Origin of the sequence: Proteus vulgaris (assembly GCF_016647575.1) — a bacterium.
GTDB classification, from domain to species: domain Bacteria; phylum Pseudomonadota; class Gammaproteobacteria; order Enterobacterales; family Enterobacteriaceae; genus Proteus; species Proteus mirabilis_B.
Window position 1 is genome coordinate 2,946,271 of record NZ_CP032663.1, and the last position, 17,087, is coordinate 2,963,357.

General features: G+C 41.8%; 14 protein-coding genes. 3 read left to right on the forward strand and 11 right to left on the reverse strand.

The annotated features are described in order from the left end of the window. Positions 1 to 223: 223 nt before the first annotated feature. Both D7029_RS13710 and cueR read left to right on the forward strand, forming a co-directional pair. Positions 224 to 2,713: a heavy metal translocating P-type ATPase gene (locus D7029_RS13710; RefSeq protein ID WP_194950945.1), complete on the forward strand. Its 2,490-nt coding sequence runs from the start codon at positions 224 to 226 to the stop codon at positions 2,711 to 2,713. A 108-nt stretch (positions 2,714 to 2,821) separates the two neighbouring features. Beyond that, positions 2,822 to 3,271: a Cu(I)-responsive transcriptional regulator gene (gene cueR / locus D7029_RS13715; protein WP_088494931.1), complete on the forward strand. Its 450-nt coding sequence runs from the start codon at positions 2,822 to 2,824 to the stop codon at positions 3,269 to 3,271. Between the two features lie 93 nt (positions 3,272 to 3,364). Here cueR and secA read toward each other — a convergent pair whose 3' ends face one another. Both secA and secM read right to left on the reverse strand, forming a co-directional pair. Then, the gene (secA, locus tag D7029_RS13720; protein ID WP_165122762.1) at positions 3,365 to 6,073 is read right to left on the reverse strand and encodes a preprotein translocase subunit SecA; all 2,709 of its coding nucleotides are present in this window, start codon (positions 6,071 to 6,073) and stop codon (positions 3,365 to 3,367) included. A gap of 99 nt (positions 6,074 to 6,172) precedes the next feature. Next, positions 6,173 to 6,700, reverse strand: a complete 528-nt coding sequence (secM, locus tag D7029_RS13725) for a secA translation cis-regulator SecM (protein WP_075670795.1) — start codon at positions 6,698 to 6,700, stop codon at positions 6,173 to 6,175. A gap of 45 nt (positions 6,701 to 6,745) precedes the next feature. Between secM and D7029_RS13730 the strand changes: the two genes are divergently transcribed. Next, a complete protein-coding gene (locus D7029_RS13730; RefSeq protein ID WP_194950946.1) occupies positions 6,746 to 7,261 on the forward strand; it encodes a DUF721 domain-containing protein in 516 nt (171 codons plus the stop codon). A 34-nt stretch (positions 7,262 to 7,295) separates the two neighbouring features. On the opposite strand, the gene lpxC is transcribed toward D7029_RS13730, so the two are convergent. The 9 genes from lpxC to murD all read right to left on the reverse strand — a co-directional run bounded on the left by lpxC (position 7,296) and on the right by murD (position 17,087). Then, on the reverse strand, positions 7,296 to 8,213 hold the full coding sequence (lpxC, locus tag D7029_RS13735; RefSeq protein WP_036913397.1) for a UDP-3-O-acyl-N-acetylglucosamine deacetylase: 918 nt from the start codon (positions 8,211 to 8,213) through the stop codon (positions 7,296 to 7,298). Between the two features lie 98 nt (positions 8,214 to 8,311). Next, complete coding sequence (ftsZ, locus tag D7029_RS13740; protein ID WP_088494927.1) at positions 8,312 to 9,478, reverse strand: cell division protein FtsZ; 1,167 nt, start codon at positions 9,476 to 9,478, stop codon at positions 8,312 to 8,314. Positions 9,479 to 9,548: 70 nt separating this feature from the next. Continuing rightward, positions 9,549 to 10,805 carry a cell division protein FtsA gene (gene ftsA, locus D7029_RS13745; protein WP_098942190.1) on the reverse strand — a complete coding sequence of 419 codons (1,257 nt, stop codon included), beginning with the start codon at positions 10,803 to 10,805 and terminating at the stop codon, positions 9,549 to 9,551. Positions 10,806 to 10,850: 45 nt separating this feature from the next. Beyond that, positions 10,851 to 11,636 (reverse strand): cell division protein FtsQ, encoded by a 786-nt coding sequence (ftsQ, locus tag D7029_RS13750; RefSeq protein ID WP_088494926.1) that lies wholly within the window; start codon positions 11,634 to 11,636, stop codon positions 10,851 to 10,853. A 1-nt stretch (position 11,637) separates the two neighbouring features. Next, positions 11,638 to 11,994, reverse strand: coding sequence for a hypothetical protein (locus D7029_RS13755; RefSeq protein ID WP_194950947.1), 357 nt, complete (start codon positions 11,992 to 11,994; stop codon positions 11,638 to 11,640). A gap of 5 nt (positions 11,995 to 11,999) precedes the next feature. Next, positions 12,000 to 13,463, reverse strand: coding sequence for a UDP-N-acetylmuramate--L-alanine ligase (gene murC, locus D7029_RS13760; RefSeq protein WP_088494924.1), 1,464 nt, complete (start codon positions 13,461 to 13,463; stop codon positions 12,000 to 12,002). Between the two features lie 41 nt (positions 13,464 to 13,504). Then, positions 13,505 to 14,587 carry an undecaprenyldiphospho-muramoylpentapeptide beta-N-acetylglucosaminyltransferase gene (gene murG, locus D7029_RS13765; RefSeq protein ID WP_088494923.1) on the reverse strand — a complete coding sequence of 361 codons (1,083 nt, stop codon included), beginning with the start codon at positions 14,585 to 14,587 and terminating at the stop codon, positions 13,505 to 13,507. Next, positions 14,584 to 15,777, reverse strand: a complete 1,194-nt coding sequence (ftsW, locus tag D7029_RS13770) for a cell division protein FtsW (protein ID WP_088494922.1) — start codon at positions 15,775 to 15,777, stop codon at positions 14,584 to 14,586. The genes murG and ftsW overlap by 4 nt, the downstream gene beginning before the upstream one ends. After that, positions 15,777 to 17,087: a UDP-N-acetylmuramoyl-L-alanine--D-glutamate ligase gene (gene murD / locus D7029_RS13775; protein WP_194950948.1), complete on the reverse strand. Its 1,311-nt coding sequence runs from the start codon at positions 17,085 to 17,087 to the stop codon at positions 15,777 to 15,779. Before murD ends, ftsW begins: the two co-directional genes overlap by 1 nt.

Genomic DNA, 17,087 nt, shown 5'->3' on the forward strand with positions numbered 1-17,087 from the left:
GTTTTTTATTTATCTGCTTAGATTTCGCTGAACATCCAATAAATTTACGCTTCTTTAAGATTTAAATTAAATGCAGAAAATAAAAAAATAGAAGATAAGTCATTGAATTTAAAATAGAAAGATACATTTTATCGTAGAAATTAAATCGCCATCGACTCCTTGACCTTCCCCTAATGGTAAAGCCTAAGCTTTATCCCATACCATATTTAAGAGGGGATTTTTGATGAACACTAAGACTACGTTGTCCTCTGCCAATCGGCTGAGTTTACCTGTTGAAGGTATGACATGTGCATCCTGTGTTGGTCGTGTCGAACGTGCCTTAAAAGCCGTACCACAAATACAAGATGCTGTTGTCAATTTAGCCACTGAACGTGCAGATATTACATTTACAAATACACCTGATCCCACAGTTGCCGTGAGCGCCATTGAAAGTTCAGGTTATAAAGTACCCGAAGAGATAACTGAGCTGGCAATTGAAGAAATGACCTGCGCATCTTGCGTTGGCCGTGTAGAAAAAGCACTGGCTCAAGTTCCCGGTGTATTAGAAGCCACGGTAAACCTTGCAACTGAACGCGCTCGTGTGCGCTATTTGTCAGGCGTAGTATCGATCACCGATTTAGAGGTCGCTGTTGTACATGCTGGCTATAAACCTCGTCGTTTATCCGATGATCCAGCAAATACTCGCGATGTAGGTGAAGAGCGCCGTGCAAAAGAGGAACGTTCATTACGTCGCGCATTACTTATTGCCACCGTCTTCACATTACCTGTTTTTGTTATTGAAATGGGATCGCACTTTATTCCCGGTGTGCATGGTTGGGTCACTCAAACTCTGGGGCAACAGCTAAATTGGTATATTCAATTTATCCTCGCCACTATTGTGATGTTTGGCCCCGGTTTACGCTTTTTCCAAAAAGGGATACCTGCGTTATTACGCGGTGCTCCTGATATGAACTCATTAGTATCTGTTGGTACAGCCGCCGCTTACGGCTATTCAGTGGTATCAACCTTTATTCCTCAAGTCCTACCTGCGGGCACAGCCAATATCTATTTTGAAGCCGCTGTTGTGATTGTCACCTTGATCTTGTTAGGAAGAACGCTTGAAGCCAAGGCGAAAGGAAATACATCTCAAGCGATTAAACGTTTAGTTGGTTTGCAAGCCAAAACAGCGCGAGTTTCTCGTCATGGTGAAACACTGGAAATTCCTCTGGATCAAGTTGTGATGGGAGACATCGTTTTTGTTCGCCCCGGTGAAAAAATACCTGTTGATGGAGAGATTATTGACGGTCACTCTTACGTTGATGAGAGCATGATAACCGGCGAGCCTGTACCTGTATCGAAAGAGATTGGTTCTGACGTTGTGGGTGGAACTATCAATAAAACAGGTGCTTTTAGTTTTAAAGTCACCAAAGTTGGCTCTAACACTGTATTGGCACAAATCATTCGCTTAGTGGAGGAAGCTCAAGGCTCTAAACTTCCTATTCAAGCACTTGTTGATAAAGTCACCATGTGGTTTGTGCCGGCGGTTATGTTAGGTGCAACAATCACCTTCTTTATTTGGTTAGCTTTTGGTCCAGATCCTGCATTAACCTTTGCGTTAATTAATGCCGTTGCTGTGTTAATTATTGCCTGTCCATGTGCAATGGGATTAGCAACGCCAACATCCATTATGGTGGGTACAGGTCGTGCAGCAGAGTTGGGTATTCTTTTCCGTAAAGGTGAAGCCTTACAAGCCTTACGTGATGTCAATGTTGTCGCTCTTGATAAAACAGGCACATTAACAAAAGGCCGTCCTGAATTAACAGATTTAATTCCAGCAGAAGGTTTTGAATATAATGAAACCTTAAGCCTTGTTGCTGCTATTGAAACTTATTCGGAACATCCTATTGCAGAAGCTATTGTCAATGCGGCTAAAGAGGCGGGATTAACGCTCGCAACAGTTGAAAATTTTGAAGCAGTTCCGGGTTTTGGCGTGAGTGCAACAGTAGGAGGAAGAGCCGTATCTGTTGGTGCTGATCGCTTTATGAAACAACTTGGATTAGATGTCAGTCACTTTATCTCTTCAGCACAGAAACTCGGTGAGCAAGGCAAAAGCCCTCTTTATGCAGCCATTGATGGACATCTTGCTGCCATTATTGCAGTTGCAGATCCGATTAAAGAAACAACCCCTGAAGCAATCAAAGCGTTACATGATTTAGGTTTGAGAGTTGCCATGATCACTGGTGATAACGAAGCCACAGCAAAAGCGATTGCTAAACAGTTAGGTATTGATGAAATTGCGGCTGAAGTACTTCCTGATGGAAAAGTCGAAGCCTTAAAGCAATTTAGCCATAAAGGCGCTAAAGTCGCTTTTGTTGGTGATGGTATCAATGATGCTCCAGCGCTTGCACAAGCTGATGTTGGGTTAGCGATTGGTACAGGAACCGATGTCGCCATTGAAGCTGCTGATGTGGTGTTAATGTCGGGTGATCTGCGCGGTGTCGTTGATGCAATAGCTTTAAGCCAAGCAACTATTCGCAATATCAAACAAAACTTGTTTTGGGCTTTTGCTTATAACGCCTTATTAATTCCTGTCGCGGCTGGCATGCTTTATCCAATTAATGGCATGTTACTTTCACCCATCATTGCCGCTGCCGCAATGGCGCTTTCAAGTGTATTTGTCTTGGGTAACGCCTTACGACTAAAACGTTTTCAAGCACCAATAAAAACACATTAATAGATTGATTTTATTTATAGCCAGACTCAACAAAGGTCTGGCTCAATATTATAAAGCGACTACCTTATACTTATAGAGAGCGCTTTATTATCCGATAAGGGGAACATAATGAATATTGGTCAAGCAGCAAAAAAGTCCGGTATTTCAAGCAAAATGATCCGTTATTATGAGCAGATTGGCTTAATTCCAAAGGCTATTCGTACTGATTCAGGTTATCGCGATTACACAGATGCAGACGTAGCTTGCTTTCGTTTTATTCGCCATTCTCGAGCACTTGGTTTTTCAACAGAACAGATATCAACGTTGTTAGTTTTATGGAATAACGGAGAACGCGCCAGCGCAGATGTGAAATCTATCGCACTCTCCCATATTGAAGAGCTCAATCGTAAAATTGCTGAACTACAACGTATGACAAAAACGTTAGAACACTTAGCGAAAGATTGCCAAGGTGATAACAATCCTGATTGCCCGATTATTGCAGGGCTAGTTGAGCCAAAGTCAGACTCTGAAAGTAAAACAACAAAAAGTCACCTTTCCCACCTTCGCTCTTCAATTTAGTTTTTCTATCAACCATAAAAAATCCCGCTTATTGCTAAGCGGGATTTTCTTGTTCAACAAAAAGTTAAATAACCATTGTTATCAATGGATAAATTAACCTAATTGGCCGTGACAATGCTTAAATTTCTTACCTGATCCACAAGGGCATGGTTCGTTACGACCCACTTTTTTACCTGCGGCAACTTGACCATCTACTGCTGACATTTGAGATTCTTTTGTCACTTCATGGCTTAATTGCTGTTGTTTAGCTAAACGTTCTGCTTCTTCACGACGGCGACGTTCTAACTCTTCAACTTCTTCTGGTAAACGAACTTGTACTTTGCTTAGCGTGCTAATCACTTCATATTTCAGTGATTCTAACATGTTAGCAAACATGGCGAACGATTCACGTTTGTACTCTTGTTTTGGATCTTTTTGTGCATAACCACGTAAGTGGATACCTTGACGCAAATAATCCATTGCTGCCAAGTGCTCTTTCCACAGTGAATCCAGCGTTTGTAACATCACGCCTTTTTCAAAGTTACGCATCATCTCAGCACTAACGATCTCTTCTTTCGCTTTATAAACTTCGATAGATTTTTCTAAAATACGCTCACGCAATGTTTCTTCATGTAATTCCGGCTCTTTATCTAACCATTCTTTGATTGGTAAATTTAAATCAAAGTCTTTTTGTAAACATGCCGTTAAGCCTTCGATATCCCACATTTCTTCCAGTGATTGAGGTGGAATATAGTTATCAATCATTGAAGTGAAGACGTCTTGGCGAATGCTATCGATAGTTTCGCTTACGTCTGCCACATCCAGTAATTCATTACGCTGAGTATAGATTGCGCGACGTTGGTCATTTGCTACGTCATCATATTCAAGCAGTTGCTTACGAATATCAAAGTTGCGGTTTTCTACTTTACGCTGTGCATTTGCAATCGCTTTGGTTACCCAAGGGTGCTCAATCGCTTCGGTTTCATTCATACCTAATTTACGCATCATGCCAGACACTTTGTCTGAAGCAAAAATACGCATTAAGGAGTCTTCCATAGATAAATAGAAACGAGAAGAACCTTCATCCCCTTGACGACCCGCACGACCACGTAACTGGTTATCAATACGACGAGATTCGTGACGCTCAGTACCAATGATATGTAAACCACCTGATGCTAATACTGCATCATGGCGCTCTTTCCATTTAGCTTTGATTTCTTCGATTTGCTCTTCAGTTGGCTCTTCAAGCTTAGCCACTTCAGTTTGCCAGCTCCCCCCTAACACGATATCGGTACCACGACCAGCCATGTTAGTTGCGATAGTTACCGCTGAAGGCAAACCTGCGTTAGCAATGATGTCTGCTTCCATTGCGTGGAATTTCGCATTCAGTACGTTATGGTGAACATTCGCTTTAGTCAGCGCTTTAGAAATTTCTTCTGATTTTTCAATTGAAATGGTACCCACAAGAACAGGCTGACCATTTTGAGTACGTTCACGAATATCTTCAATAATAGCTGCAAATTTACCTTGCTCATTCATATAGACTAAGTCAGGTAGATCTTTACGTACCATTGGGCGGTTAGTTGGGATAACAATGGTTTCTAAGCGATAAATAGAGTTAAATTCAAATGCTTCAGTATCCGCAGTACCGGTCATCCCTGCTAATTTTTCGTATAAACGGAAATAGTTTTGGAATGTAATTGACGCTAATGTTTGGTTCTCATTTTGGATCTTCACACCTTCTTTTGCTTCAACAGCTTGGTGTAAACCATCAGACCAACGACGACCTTGCATTGTACGACCCGTGTGTTCGTCAACAATGATAACTTCGCCATCTTTAACAATGTAGTCAACGTCTTTGGTAAATAGCGCGTGAGCACGTAATGCAGCCGTCACATGGTGCATTAACATAATGTTTGCAGGTGAGTATAAAGACTCCCCTTCTTTCATCATTCCAGCATCTGCTAATAACCCTTCGATTTTAACCAGACCACGTTCTGTGATGTTCACTTGACGTGTTTTTTCATCAACAGAGTAATCACCTTCACCTTGGAAAGTGTCTGAGTCTTCTTTCTCTTGAGAAATCAAGTGAGGGATCACTTTATTCATTTGGATATAAAGCTCAGAACTGTCTTCTGCTGGACCTGAAATGATCAGCGGAGTACGCGCTTCATCGATTAAGATTGAGTCAACCTCATCCACTAATGCATAGTGTAATTTACGTTGAACACGTTCTTGTGGACTAAATGCCATGTTGTCACGCAGGTAGTCGAAACCAAATTCGTTGTTCGTACCATAAGTGATATCAGCATTATAGGCTTCGCGTTTTACTGGTGGCGCCATATTTGGCAAGTTGATACCAACACTTAAACCTAAGAATTCAAACAGAGGACGGTTATTTTCGGCGTCACGTTGTGCCAAGTAGTCATTGACGGTAACAACGTGAACCCCTTTACCTGATAGCGCATTTAAGTATGCAGGCAATGTTGCAGTTAATGTTTTACCTTCACCTGTACGCATTTCTGCAATACAACGCTCATTTAGAACCATACCACCGATTAACTGTACATCGAAGTGGCGCATACCAAAGACACGCTTACTTGCTTCACGTACGGTTGCAAATGCTTCAGGTAAAATATCTTCTTCTTTTTCACCGTTCTTTAAACGCTCACGAAATTCATTTGTTTTCGCTTTTAGCTCATCATCAGTCAGCTTTTCAAATTCTGGTTCTAATTTATTAATTTCACCAACAATTTTACGCATACGACGGATTGTACGATCATTACGACTACCAAAAATTTTGGTTACAATTTTACCTAACATAAATCTTTATTCTCATTTATGACGTGAAACGCCGAAAACAGCCTCTGCATCTATCGATAAACAGAGATAATCATAATCTTATTAGATTAAGTGACTCAATTAAGCTGTTAGGTAAGGCCCTGCGCGAATACCGCGGATTTGTGCAAGCCATAATCCGGTATGATAGGAATTTGTATTCTGTACTAAAACATAGCCAGAAAGAGGAAGGTTGCTTAGCGCTGATGATGGAGTCTCTGTTAATAAGGCATACAGAGTATCAAGCATAACCTCTGCAACATTAGAAACAGGTAACGGTTCATCTTTGGCTTTAACCATCAATTCAGGCGAATTAATGGTGAATGCAAAAGAGAGCTGTTTAATTACATTTTTTACTGCGTGTTGTTGCCAGTAATTAAAGGTGAAGGATGAAGCAGGATTCTGTACACTTTGGCGTAAGAATAAGTTATCAAACGCAATAAGTGCCTGACTTTGGCGGTTTTGAGATAGAGGGGTATCAGTTTGCTGTGGATTTTCGGCATGAGCAGACAACAGCGAAGGTATTCCAATACCTGCTGCTACCATCCCTAAAAGCAGATGCGACCAAAAATATCGCCTGCCAAACTGTCGCCAAAAACTTATAATGCTCATTAACCTTCGTTGCTCATTAATCTTTATTTTGTGGAGTCAAAATCTATGCGGGATAGTTACCCACAATCATTGGAAAAAATCTTCATTGAACTTGAAGGTTCCAACAAGAGTACATTACAACTTATACAACAGCGCGCAACGATTTTACTAAAATTAAATCGCGCCGTCATGGCTCTTTTACCCGTTCCTTTACGAGATAAGTGCCGTGTCGCAAATTATCGCAGTGCTATTTTAATTATTGAAGTTGCAAACGCAAGTTGGTTAACTCGTTTACGTTATGAAACCCCGTCATTACTTTCCGCATTGAGACAAGAAATTTTACCATCCTTATCCTCAATAGACATCAAAATAAATCCGTCTTTGGGAATAAAACAGGAAAAAAGATCTTTAATATCATCATTAAAAGAGCAAGCGCCTATAAAGAGACGTCACTTAAGTTTGGAAAGCGCACAATCATTGAAGTATTTGGCTGAAAAAAGCCCGAAGAAATTAAGAGAGAAATTAGAACGGTTGGCTGCACTTGCCGGAGAGAGTACAAGTACAGCCAAAGATGAACGTTAATTAGAGATAATTAACGCGCTTTCCTTCGCAGGAATTAAGCAAAGACCATTGAGGGAGCTTTGAATGCCACTGGCATTTGCGCTTCGTCTTCAAATGTGACGAATTCCCACGCAGATTCTTTTGCTAATACAGCTTGGAGCAATTTATTGTTCAGTGCATGACCTGATTTAAACGCGGTAAATTCACCAATAATGTTATAGCCACACATAAATAAATCACCGATTGCATCCAACATTTTGTGACGAACGAATTCATCTTCAAAACGCAGACCATCGTCGTTGAGAACACGATAGTCATCAACTACGATTGCACAATCGAAGCTTCCGCCTAAACACAATCCTTTAGATTGTAAATATTCGATATCACGCATAAATCCAAAAGTACGAGCACGACTGATTTGGCTCATAAAAGATTCCGCGGAGAAATCTAATTTATAACGCTGTGTACTTGCATCAATGGCAGGGTGATTAAAATCGATAGTAAAATCTAATTTAAACCCGTTGTATGGACGCATTTCTGCCCATTTGTCGCCATCTTCTACACGTACTGTTTCTTTGATGCGAATGAATTTCTTCGCAGTACGAAGTTCTTCGATGCCTGCATCAAGTAACAAGAAAACAAAAGGTGCCGCACTTCCATCCATAATTGGAATTTCAGGTGCATTCACTTCAATTACGATATTATCAATGCCTAAACCAGCCAGTGCTGCGTTTAAATGCTCAACGGTTGATATACGCACATCGTCTTCGTTAACTAAGCAAGTACATAACATAGTGTCACGAACTGATTTTGCGTCTGCTGGAAAATCCACCGGTGGATTTAAGTCAGTACGACGGTAGATGACCCCAGTGTTTGCTGGCGCCGGACGCATTGTAAGCGTAACTTTTTTACCCGTGTGAAGTCCCACACCAGTTGCTTGTACAATTCGTTTTAATGTCCGTTGTTTGATCATCATTTTATCTCGCAATGTTATCCGTCCTACCAATCATTATACTTATAATTGGCAGGACAGTTTAGCACAAAAAGCGGAGATGCCAATCTTTTTGGCGATTAATCAGCCTGTTTTCTCAGGAACGCAGGGATATCTAAATAATCCGGTTCTTTGCTTGCCTGAGTAGATTGTTCGTTAACGGCTTTTGCAGCAGGCTTGCTTTCTTCTACGGCAGAGAAAGAAGACATGCTATTTTGCATTTGCTGGTAACGATTCTCCATTGCGCTTTGCTGATTCTGTTTATTAGTTACCAGTGTAATTTCTGGACGTTTGTCCATCCCAATACCTGTTGCAACCACAGTCACACGCAATTCATCATTCATTTCTGGGTCAAGGGATGTACCGATAACCACAGTCGCATTATCTGATGCAAATGCACGAATGGTATTACCCACTGTTTCAAATTCATCAAGACGTAAGTCAAAGCCTGCAGTGATGTTGACTAACACACCACGTGCGCCAGATAAGTCGATGTCTTCCAATAATGGACTTGAAATCGCCATTTCTGCTGCTTCTTCAGCACGATCTTCACCTTTCGCAGCACCAGATCCCATCATGGCATAACCCATTTCAGACATCACAGTTCTTACGTCAGCAAAGTCAACGTTCATTAAACCTGGACGAGTAATTAGCTCAGCGATACCTTGAACTGCGCCTTTTAATACATCATTAGCTGCACCAAACGCATCTAATAATGAAATTCCACGACCAAGTACTTTTAATAATTTGTCATTTGGAATAGTGATTAATGAGTCAACATGTTTTGATAACTCAGTAATACCTTGCTCCGCAAATGCCATGCGTTTTTTGCCTTCAAAATTAAAAGGCTTAGTTACTACAGCAACGGTCAAAATGCCTAATTCTTTAGCCACTTCTGCAACAACAGGCGCAGCACCAGTACCCGTACCACCGCCCATACCTGCTGCGATAAAGACCATATCGGCACCTTCAAGTGCTGCACGTAACCCTTCGCGGTCTTCCTCAGCAGCATTACGGCCCACTTCAGGATTTGCACCTGCACCTAAGCCTTTCGTAATGGCATTACCAATTTGGATAGTCTGTCCGACCGCTGTTTTACGTAGCGCTTGAGCATCCGTATTGACTGCAAAGAAATCTACGCCTTCAATACGTTCACGAACCATGTGCTCAACCGCATTACCGCCGCCGCCACCAACGCCGATGACTTTGATCACCGCATCGTTGGTTAATTCCATAGGTTCAAACATAATTTCTCTCCGTTTTGTGCCTTCTCAGGGCCGCTTGCTCAAACGACCTCTTTTTAAATTTGTCTGATTATTAAAACTCTCTTTTTAGCCAACCAGTGAGTTTCTTAAATAAACCACCGACAGCAGAGCGTTTCTCGGTTTCAGTTTCCTCACCAAAGTGAGATTCTTTACCGTAATGCAAGAGCCCAACCGCTGTTGAGTAGTAGGGATCCTGCGCATAATCTGTTAGCCCGGTAATATTTAACGGTTTACCGATCCGTACTTGCGTGTGGAAAACACGTTGAGCACATTCAACAAGTCCATCAATCTGTGCAGCACCACCTGTTAGCACGATACCTGCGGCTAAATGATGCTTAATCCCTTGCTGGCGTAACTGTTCTTGAACTTTTAAAATCTCTTCATTAACAAGATTGAGCAGTTCGGTATAACGAGGCTCAATCACCTCAGCAAGAGTTTGTCGTTGCAGACTTCTTGGTGGTCTGCCTCCGACACTTGGAACTTCGACATTTTCATCTTTACCAACTAAAGATCCTAATGCACAACCGTGACGAACTTTGATAGCTTCCGCATCATTTGGCGGTGTGCCAAAAGCGTAAGCAATATCGCTGGTTACAACATTGCCTGCATAAGGAATAACGCGGGTATGTCTTAATGCTCCACCGGTATAAATAGCGATATCCATTGTACCGCCACCAATATCAACAACACACACACCTAATTCACGTTCATCTTCTGTTAATACAGCGAAACTTGAAGCCAGTCCCGCAAAAATCAGTTGATCTACTTTTAACCCACAGCGTTCAACTGCTTTTACAATATTCTTTGCCATATCGTTATGGCAGGTAATTAAATGAACTTTAGCCTGCATACGCACACCCGATAATCCAACTGGGTTTTTGATCCCTTCTTGATAATCAATGGCATACTCTTGCGGTATCACGTGTAAAACACGGTGTTCATCTTTTACTTTGACGGATTTCGCGGTATGTACCACGCTATCAACATCATCTTGAGTCACTTCTTCTTCTGAAATTGGCACCATGCCAATCTCATTTTGGCAACTGATATGCTTGCCTGATAACGCCAAATATACTGAAGATATTTGACAGTCAGCCATTAATTCAGCCTGATCTACCGCCCGTTGCACGCATTTTACGACGGATTCGAGATCGTTAACGCCACCTTTATCCATGCCCCGAGATGGACAACTTCCCACCCCGATAATATTCACTACGCCATCAGGCAGGATCTCACCGACAAGGGTGGCTACTTTGGCCGTACCAATCTCAAGACCAACTACTAATTTTCTGTCCGTCGCTTTGATCATTATTGTTCTGCCTTCGCCTTCATCGTGTCATCTGCCACGTCTTGTTTATTCATTCTCAAGTAATAAAGGAGCCCATCCGACTGCACCACCACTGTCATAACGCAGATCCACGTAATCAACTCGTTTATCTGTTTGTTGTTGCAGTATCGGATACAACTCAATAAAGCGAGCGATCCGTTTTTCGTTATCCTTACGACCTAACTCCAATCGGACATCATTGTCTAAAACTAATTGCCATCCTTGACGGGCAGACATTGACGCTGCTTTTAAATTCAGGTTACTAGCAAGAAGTTGATCTCTCATTGCGACATAACCTGACAACACCATTTTTTCGCTTCCTTGTGGGCCATATAGCAAAGGGTAACTTCCTTTGGTTTCCAACTGCGTTGGCAGACTGAAAACACGCCCTTCTTTATCAAGAAAGTAAGTATCATTCCAACGGGTAAAGGGAACATACTCTACCAGATGGATTTTAAGTTCATCAGGCCACTGTTTACGAACAGTGACTTGCCTAATCCATGGCATCCGTTCAATTTGTTGCTGAATGATATTCACATCCTGTGTCATAAATGTGCCCGGCTGTCCTAAAGACAAAATCGCCTGACGCACATCATCATTCGTTGTGTAATGCCGCTCGCCTGTTAATACAAGTTTTGAGATTGGTAGACGATTCGCGTCTTTCATCCAGTTAACCACTTGTATCCCACCCCAAACGATGGTGGCAATCACACATAAGAAAAAGATTAATCCTGATAAATAAGTACCATTACTCGGTCTGTCAGAATGTTGCTTCTCTTTATGTTCTTTTATATTTAGCGCTGCTTGTGACATATTAACCCACTAACTCCTGAGCAACGTTTAAACGAGAGAATCGCCCATCCTTTTGTCCGATATTCCAGCGATTAATACTTTTCCTACATATATATACTTTATGAACACCTTTAGGTTTGATAATTAAATCACTAAATTGTTCAATCTGTTGAGAATTATTTACTTTAAAAGAAGAAATTGCGAATTTTTCTTCGTTTTTCTTACTTTTTAACTGAAATTTTTTCTCAACACAGATTTGAGCAAGCGAATTCTCGATCATTTTTTTCGCCAATTCAGTGTTACTTTCTTCATAACACTCCATCATTACAGTTGTTTTATTGACTATTTCACCATAAATGATGTTCACTTGCTCAAACATCCGTCTTAATCCTCGCTGAAAGATGGCTGTAATTTCGTATCTGCTAAGCGACGCGCTATTTTACCAATATTTCCAGCACCTTGAACTAAAACAAGATCATTATCTGTTATTACACCCGCTAATATTGATGAAATATTATCCACATCAGAAACCCAGATAGGATCTAGCTTCCCACGTTGGCGAATTGTTCGACAAAGTGAGCGACTATCGGCACCTGCAATAGGCGCTTCCCCTGCAGAATAAACATCTGTTAATAATAAAATATCAACTTGATTGAGAACAGTGGCAAAGTCTTCATATAAATCACGAGTACGGGTATAGCGATGAGGTTGGAAAATCATCACTAGACGTTTATCTGGCCATCCTGCTCTCGCTGCTTTAATCGTTGCATCAACTTCTGTTGGATGATGACCATAATCATCCACTAGCATCACTTCACCTTCTTGACCATTAACATGCTCAAGACCGTAGTTACCTAAGAAATCGAAACGACGCCCAGTACCTTGGAAGTTAAGTAATGCCGCTAAAATATGTTCGTCAGCAATACCTTCTTCTGTGGCTACAGCAACTGCAGCCGTCGCATTCAATGCGTTATGACGACCGGGTGCATTTAAGACAACTTGCAAATCTGGCATACCTTCACGAGATATAGTGAAAAAGCCCTGAGCACCTTTTTGTTCATAATGCGTAATACGAACATCAGCATCTTCACTAAAGCCATAAGTCGTAATATAACGCCCTACTTTAGGAATAATCGAACGAATGACATCGTCATCCAGACACATCACTGCACGGCCATAGAATGGTAAATTGTGCAAAAAAGTAATAAACGTCTCTTTTAGATTGTCAAAATTACCGTGATATGTGTCCATATGGTCTGCTTCGATATTCGTAACGACAGCAACCATGGGTTGTAAATGTAAAAATGATGCATCGCTTTCATCAGCTTCAGCAATTAAATAACGACTGCAACCTAAACGAGCATGCGTGCCAGCCGATTTAACAAGTCCACCATTAACAAAAGTAGGATCTAAACCCGCTTGCGCATAAATATTTGAAATCATCGCTGTTGTTGTGGTTTTACCATGTGTTCCGGCAATCGCAACACCATGACGATAACGCATCAATTCAGCCAGCATTTCAGCACGACGAATAACCGGAATACGCGCTTCTCTTGCTGCAATAATCTCAGGGTTTTCAGCACTGATTGCTGTCGAAACCACAACAACACTTGCGCCGCGAATATTTTCAGGGCGATGATTAAAATAGACTGTTGCGCCTAAGGCAACGAGCTGTTGTGTGACTACGTTCGGTGCTAAATCAGAACCGCTGATTTCATAACCTTCGTTAGCCAGCACTTCGGCAATTCCCCCCATACCCGCACCACCGATGCCGATAAAGTGAATATGCTTAACTTTTCTCATTTCAGGCACAAACGATCTTAATTTTGCCAGTTGTTGTGTATTCACTATTTACTTCTTCACTCTAAGTTAATGGTTACAAGTTACGTTTATTTTTTTGCCACTTCGATTATCACATTTGCTACGCGCTCTGTGGCATCCGTAATCGCAACACTTTTTGCTTTCTCTGCCATCGCTAACAAGGTTTCTCTATCCCAATTTTTCAGGGTTTGTGCAATGACTTCTGGAGTTAAATCATTTTGCTCGATAATTCGCGCGGCACCCGCTTTTTCTAGCGGCAGTGCATTCCAATATTGCTGTCTATCTTTGTGCTGGAAAGGAACAAAAATAGCGGGTAATCCCGCTGCGGCAATTTCGCTGACCGTTAATGCACCTGAACGACACACCACAACATCAGCCCATTGGTAAGCTTGCGCTATATCATCAATAAATTCAGTAACTTTATATTCAGATTTAACTGAATTTTTTGCTAATTCGTTCTGATAGCGTGTTTTTGTATCACTTTCGCCACCTTTTCCTGCCTGATGCCAGATTGTAACATGTTCACCTAGCAAACCTGCAACTACAGGTAAGGTGTGATTTAAAATTCTAGCGCCTTGGCTACCACCAATAATCAGTACACGAACAGGCCCTGTTCTCTCTTTTAATCGTACTGAAGGTGCTTCAAGTGCCAATACATCTTCACGAACGGGATTTCCAACCACAGGAGCTTTAGGAAATGCCCCCGGAAAAGCCTGTAATACACGTTTCGCAATTTTAGATAACCAGCGATTGGTTAATCCAGCGATACCGTTTTGCTCATGCAAAATAACAGGGATCCCACACATCCAAGCAGCAACACCGCCCGGACCTGAAACATAGCCACCCATACCAAGTACAGCATCTGGCTGATAGCGCTTCATAATGGCACGAGCTTGGAAAATCGCTTTAATAATACGAATAGGGGCTGCGATTAACGCTTTAATTCCTTTGCCACGTAAGCCTGAGATGCGAATAAATTCAATTTCGATACCGTGTTTAGGCACTAAATCGGCTTCCATTCTATCTGCCGTTCCTAACCATCGGATTTCCCAACCTTGGGATTGTAGATAATGAGCAACAGCCAGTCCTGGGAATACATGCCCCCCAGTACCACCAGCCATAACCATTAAACGGCGTCTACGCTCGCTCATTTCGGGCTCCTTACAAACGCCTGAGCTTGTGCTAGACGTGTTTCATAATCAATTCGTAATAACATCACGATGGCGGTTGACATAATAATCAAGCTCGAACCACCGTAACTAATAAGAGGAAGGGTTAATCCCTTTGTTGGCAACATGCCTGCTGCTGCGCCTACATTGACCAATGATTGGAATGTAAACCAGATCCCGATAGAGCAAGCTAAAAAGCCTGAAAAACGTTGATCGAGGATCAGCGCACGTCGTCCAATTTGCATCGCACGAAAAGCGATGAAGAATACCATTAAAAGCACCAAAACCACACCGATATAACCAAGTTCTTCGGCAAGAATAGAGAAAATGAAGTCGGTATGTGCTTCAGGCAAATATTCTAATTTTTGTACTGAGTTTCCTAAACCTTGTCCCAGTAAATCCCCACGGCCAAATGCCATTAGAGATTGTGTAAGCTGATAACCGCTACCAAATGGATCTTCCCAAGGCTCTAAGAAAGAAGTAATACGTCGAACACGGTAAGGTTCAACGATAATCAACATAACAACAGCCGCAATTCCTGAGCCTATAATAGCTAAGAATTGCCAAATTTTAGCGCCCGCTAAAAATAGCAGCGCTAATGTTGTTACGAATAAAACCACAACCGTTCCTAAGTCTGGCTGTAATAACAATAAAACAGCCAGTATTAACATCACACCCATCGGCTTACAGAAACCCCAAAAGTTGTTTCTAACTTCTTCAACTTTTCGAACTAAATAACTCGATAGATAGCAAAACAGTGCAAGTTTTGATAATTCAGCAGGCTGGAAATTTAATGGCCCCACCGCAATCCAGCGTGAAGCACCATTTACTGAACTCCCAACTCCCAATACCACCAATAAAAGAAGTATCGAGCCAAACAGCATCAAGCTGCTATAACGTTGCCAAATTGCCATTGGAATACGCATAGTGACTAACGCAATACAAAATGCGACAACGATATAGATGCCATCACGTTTCGCAAATAAGAAAGGGTCTTCTGCAAGACGTTGACCCACCGGCATTGAAGCCGATGTCACCATAACAAAGCCGACAACCGCTAATCCGAAAGTAAACCAGAGCAAAGTGCGATCATACGGCACAAATGCCGTATTCTCAGTTTGATAACTGCCCACTAGCCACTGTTTTAATCTTCGCATTGCGAATATGCTCATCAGCCAAGCTCCCTTGCTAAACGCGCAAATTCATCACCACGCTGCTCAAAACATTTAAACTGATCTAAGCTTGCACATGCCGGAGAGAGCAATACCATATCTCCTGATTTTACAGTCGGTGCTAAAGCTCGCATGGCTTCTTCCATTGTCACTGTTAATAAAGAGACATCTGGTCGTAAATTTGCCAATGCTTGTCCATCCTGTCCAAAACAGTACAGACGAATATTGTCGCCGCTGATATAAGGCAATAAAGAAGAGAAATCAGCCGATTTCCCATCTCCACCTAATAAAAGATGCAGAGTGCCTTCAACTTCTAGCCCTCGTAATGCCGCCTCTGTGCTTCCCACATTGGTCGCTTTCGAGTCATTTATCCAACGTACATTTTGATGTGAATAAACTAATTGAAAACGATGAGCAAGACCGTGATACGTTTTCAGTACCTCGGTTGCAGCTTTACGAGAAATACCCACTGCATCAGCAAGCGCTAATGCGGCTAATGCATTGGTATAGTTATGCTGTCCTGACAGATACATTTCAGCTGTCGAAAGGACTTTCTCACCTTTCACTTTTAAAATGCGATTTGTGTTATCAAGCTGATAATCACCTTGTCCGACACCAAAACTAACACAACGATTATCTTTACCTGCTAAAGGTAACGTTAATGCATCATCTTCGTTATAAACGCAGGTTTTAGCGTTATCGTAGATACGCAGTTTTGCTTCACGGTATTGCTCTAATCCTAACGGATAGCGATTCATATGATCTTCGCTAATATTTAATACCGTTGCAGCCGCAGCTTGTAAGCTGTAAGTCGTTTCCAATTGGAAGCTTGATAGCTCTAATACATATAAATCATGAGGCTCGGTTAATAAGGTCAGAGCGGGAACACCAATATTGCCACCGACCCCAACGCGAATACCATCTGCGCTTGCCATTTCACCTACTATCGTTGTCACGGTGCTTTTACCGTTAGAACCAGTGATTGCAACAATAGGTGCTTGGGCTTCACGGCAAAATAATTCGATATCACCGACAATTTCAACGCCATGATTTGCCGCTTCAACAAGCTCAGGTGTTGAAAGTGCAATACCCGGACTTGAGATAATTAAATCAGCATCGTTAAGCCATGCTTGATGAAAACTACCTGTATGATATTCAACGTCAGCAGGAAGCTTATCTAAGCCTCCTGGTTTTTGGCGTGTATCAATAACCTTAGGCGTAACACCTTGGCGGATAAAAAAGTCAACGCAGGAAAGGCCTGTTATTCCAAGCCCAACAACAACTACTTTTTTTCCCTGATAATTTGCCAT

Bases quoted from the DNA above. Each gene is read 5' to 3' on its own strand.
- secM (WP_075670795.1), bottom strand. From the start codon at position 6,700: ATGAGCATTATAAGTTTTTGGCGACAGTTTGGCAGGCGATATTTTTGG.
- ftsZ (WP_088494927.1), bottom strand. From the start codon at position 9,478: ATGTTTGAACCTATGGAATTAACCAACGATGCGGTGATCAAAGTCATC.
- D7029_RS13755 (WP_194950947.1), bottom strand. From the start codon at position 11,994: ATGTTTGAGCAAGTGAACATCATTTATGGTGAAATAGTCAATAAAACA.
- murD (WP_194950948.1), bottom strand. From the start codon at position 17,087: ATGGCAAATTATCAGGGAAAAAAAGTAGTTGTTGTTGGGCTTGGAATA.
- ftsW (WP_088494922.1), bottom strand. From the start codon at position 15,777: ATGAGCATATTCGCAATGCGAAGATTAAAACAGTGGCTAGTGGGCAGT.
- D7029_RS13730 (WP_194950946.1), top strand. From the start codon at position 6,746: ATGCGGGATAGTTACCCACAATCATTGGAAAAAATCTTCATTGAACTT.
- cueR (WP_088494931.1), top strand. From the start codon at position 2,822: ATGAATATTGGTCAAGCAGCAAAAAAGTCCGGTATTTCAAGCAAAATG.
- D7029_RS13710 (WP_194950945.1), top strand. From the start codon at position 224: ATGAACACTAAGACTACGTTGTCCTCTGCCAATCGGCTGAGTTTACCT.
- secA (WP_165122762.1), bottom strand. From the start codon at position 6,073: ATGTTAGGTAAAATTGTAACCAAAATTTTTGGTAGTCGTAATGATCGT.
- ftsA (WP_098942190.1), bottom strand. From the start codon at position 10,805: ATGATCAAAGCGACGGACAGAAAATTAGTAGTTGGTCTTGAGATTGGT.
- ftsQ (WP_088494926.1), bottom strand. From the start codon at position 11,636: ATGTCACAAGCAGCGCTAAATATAAAAGAACATAAAGAGAAGCAACAT.
- murG (WP_088494923.1), bottom strand. From the start codon at position 14,587: ATGAGCGAGCGTAGACGCCGTTTAATGGTTATGGCTGGTGGTACTGGG.
- lpxC (WP_036913397.1), bottom strand. From the start codon at position 8,213: ATGATCAAACAACGGACATTAAAACGAATTGTACAAGCAACTGGTGTG.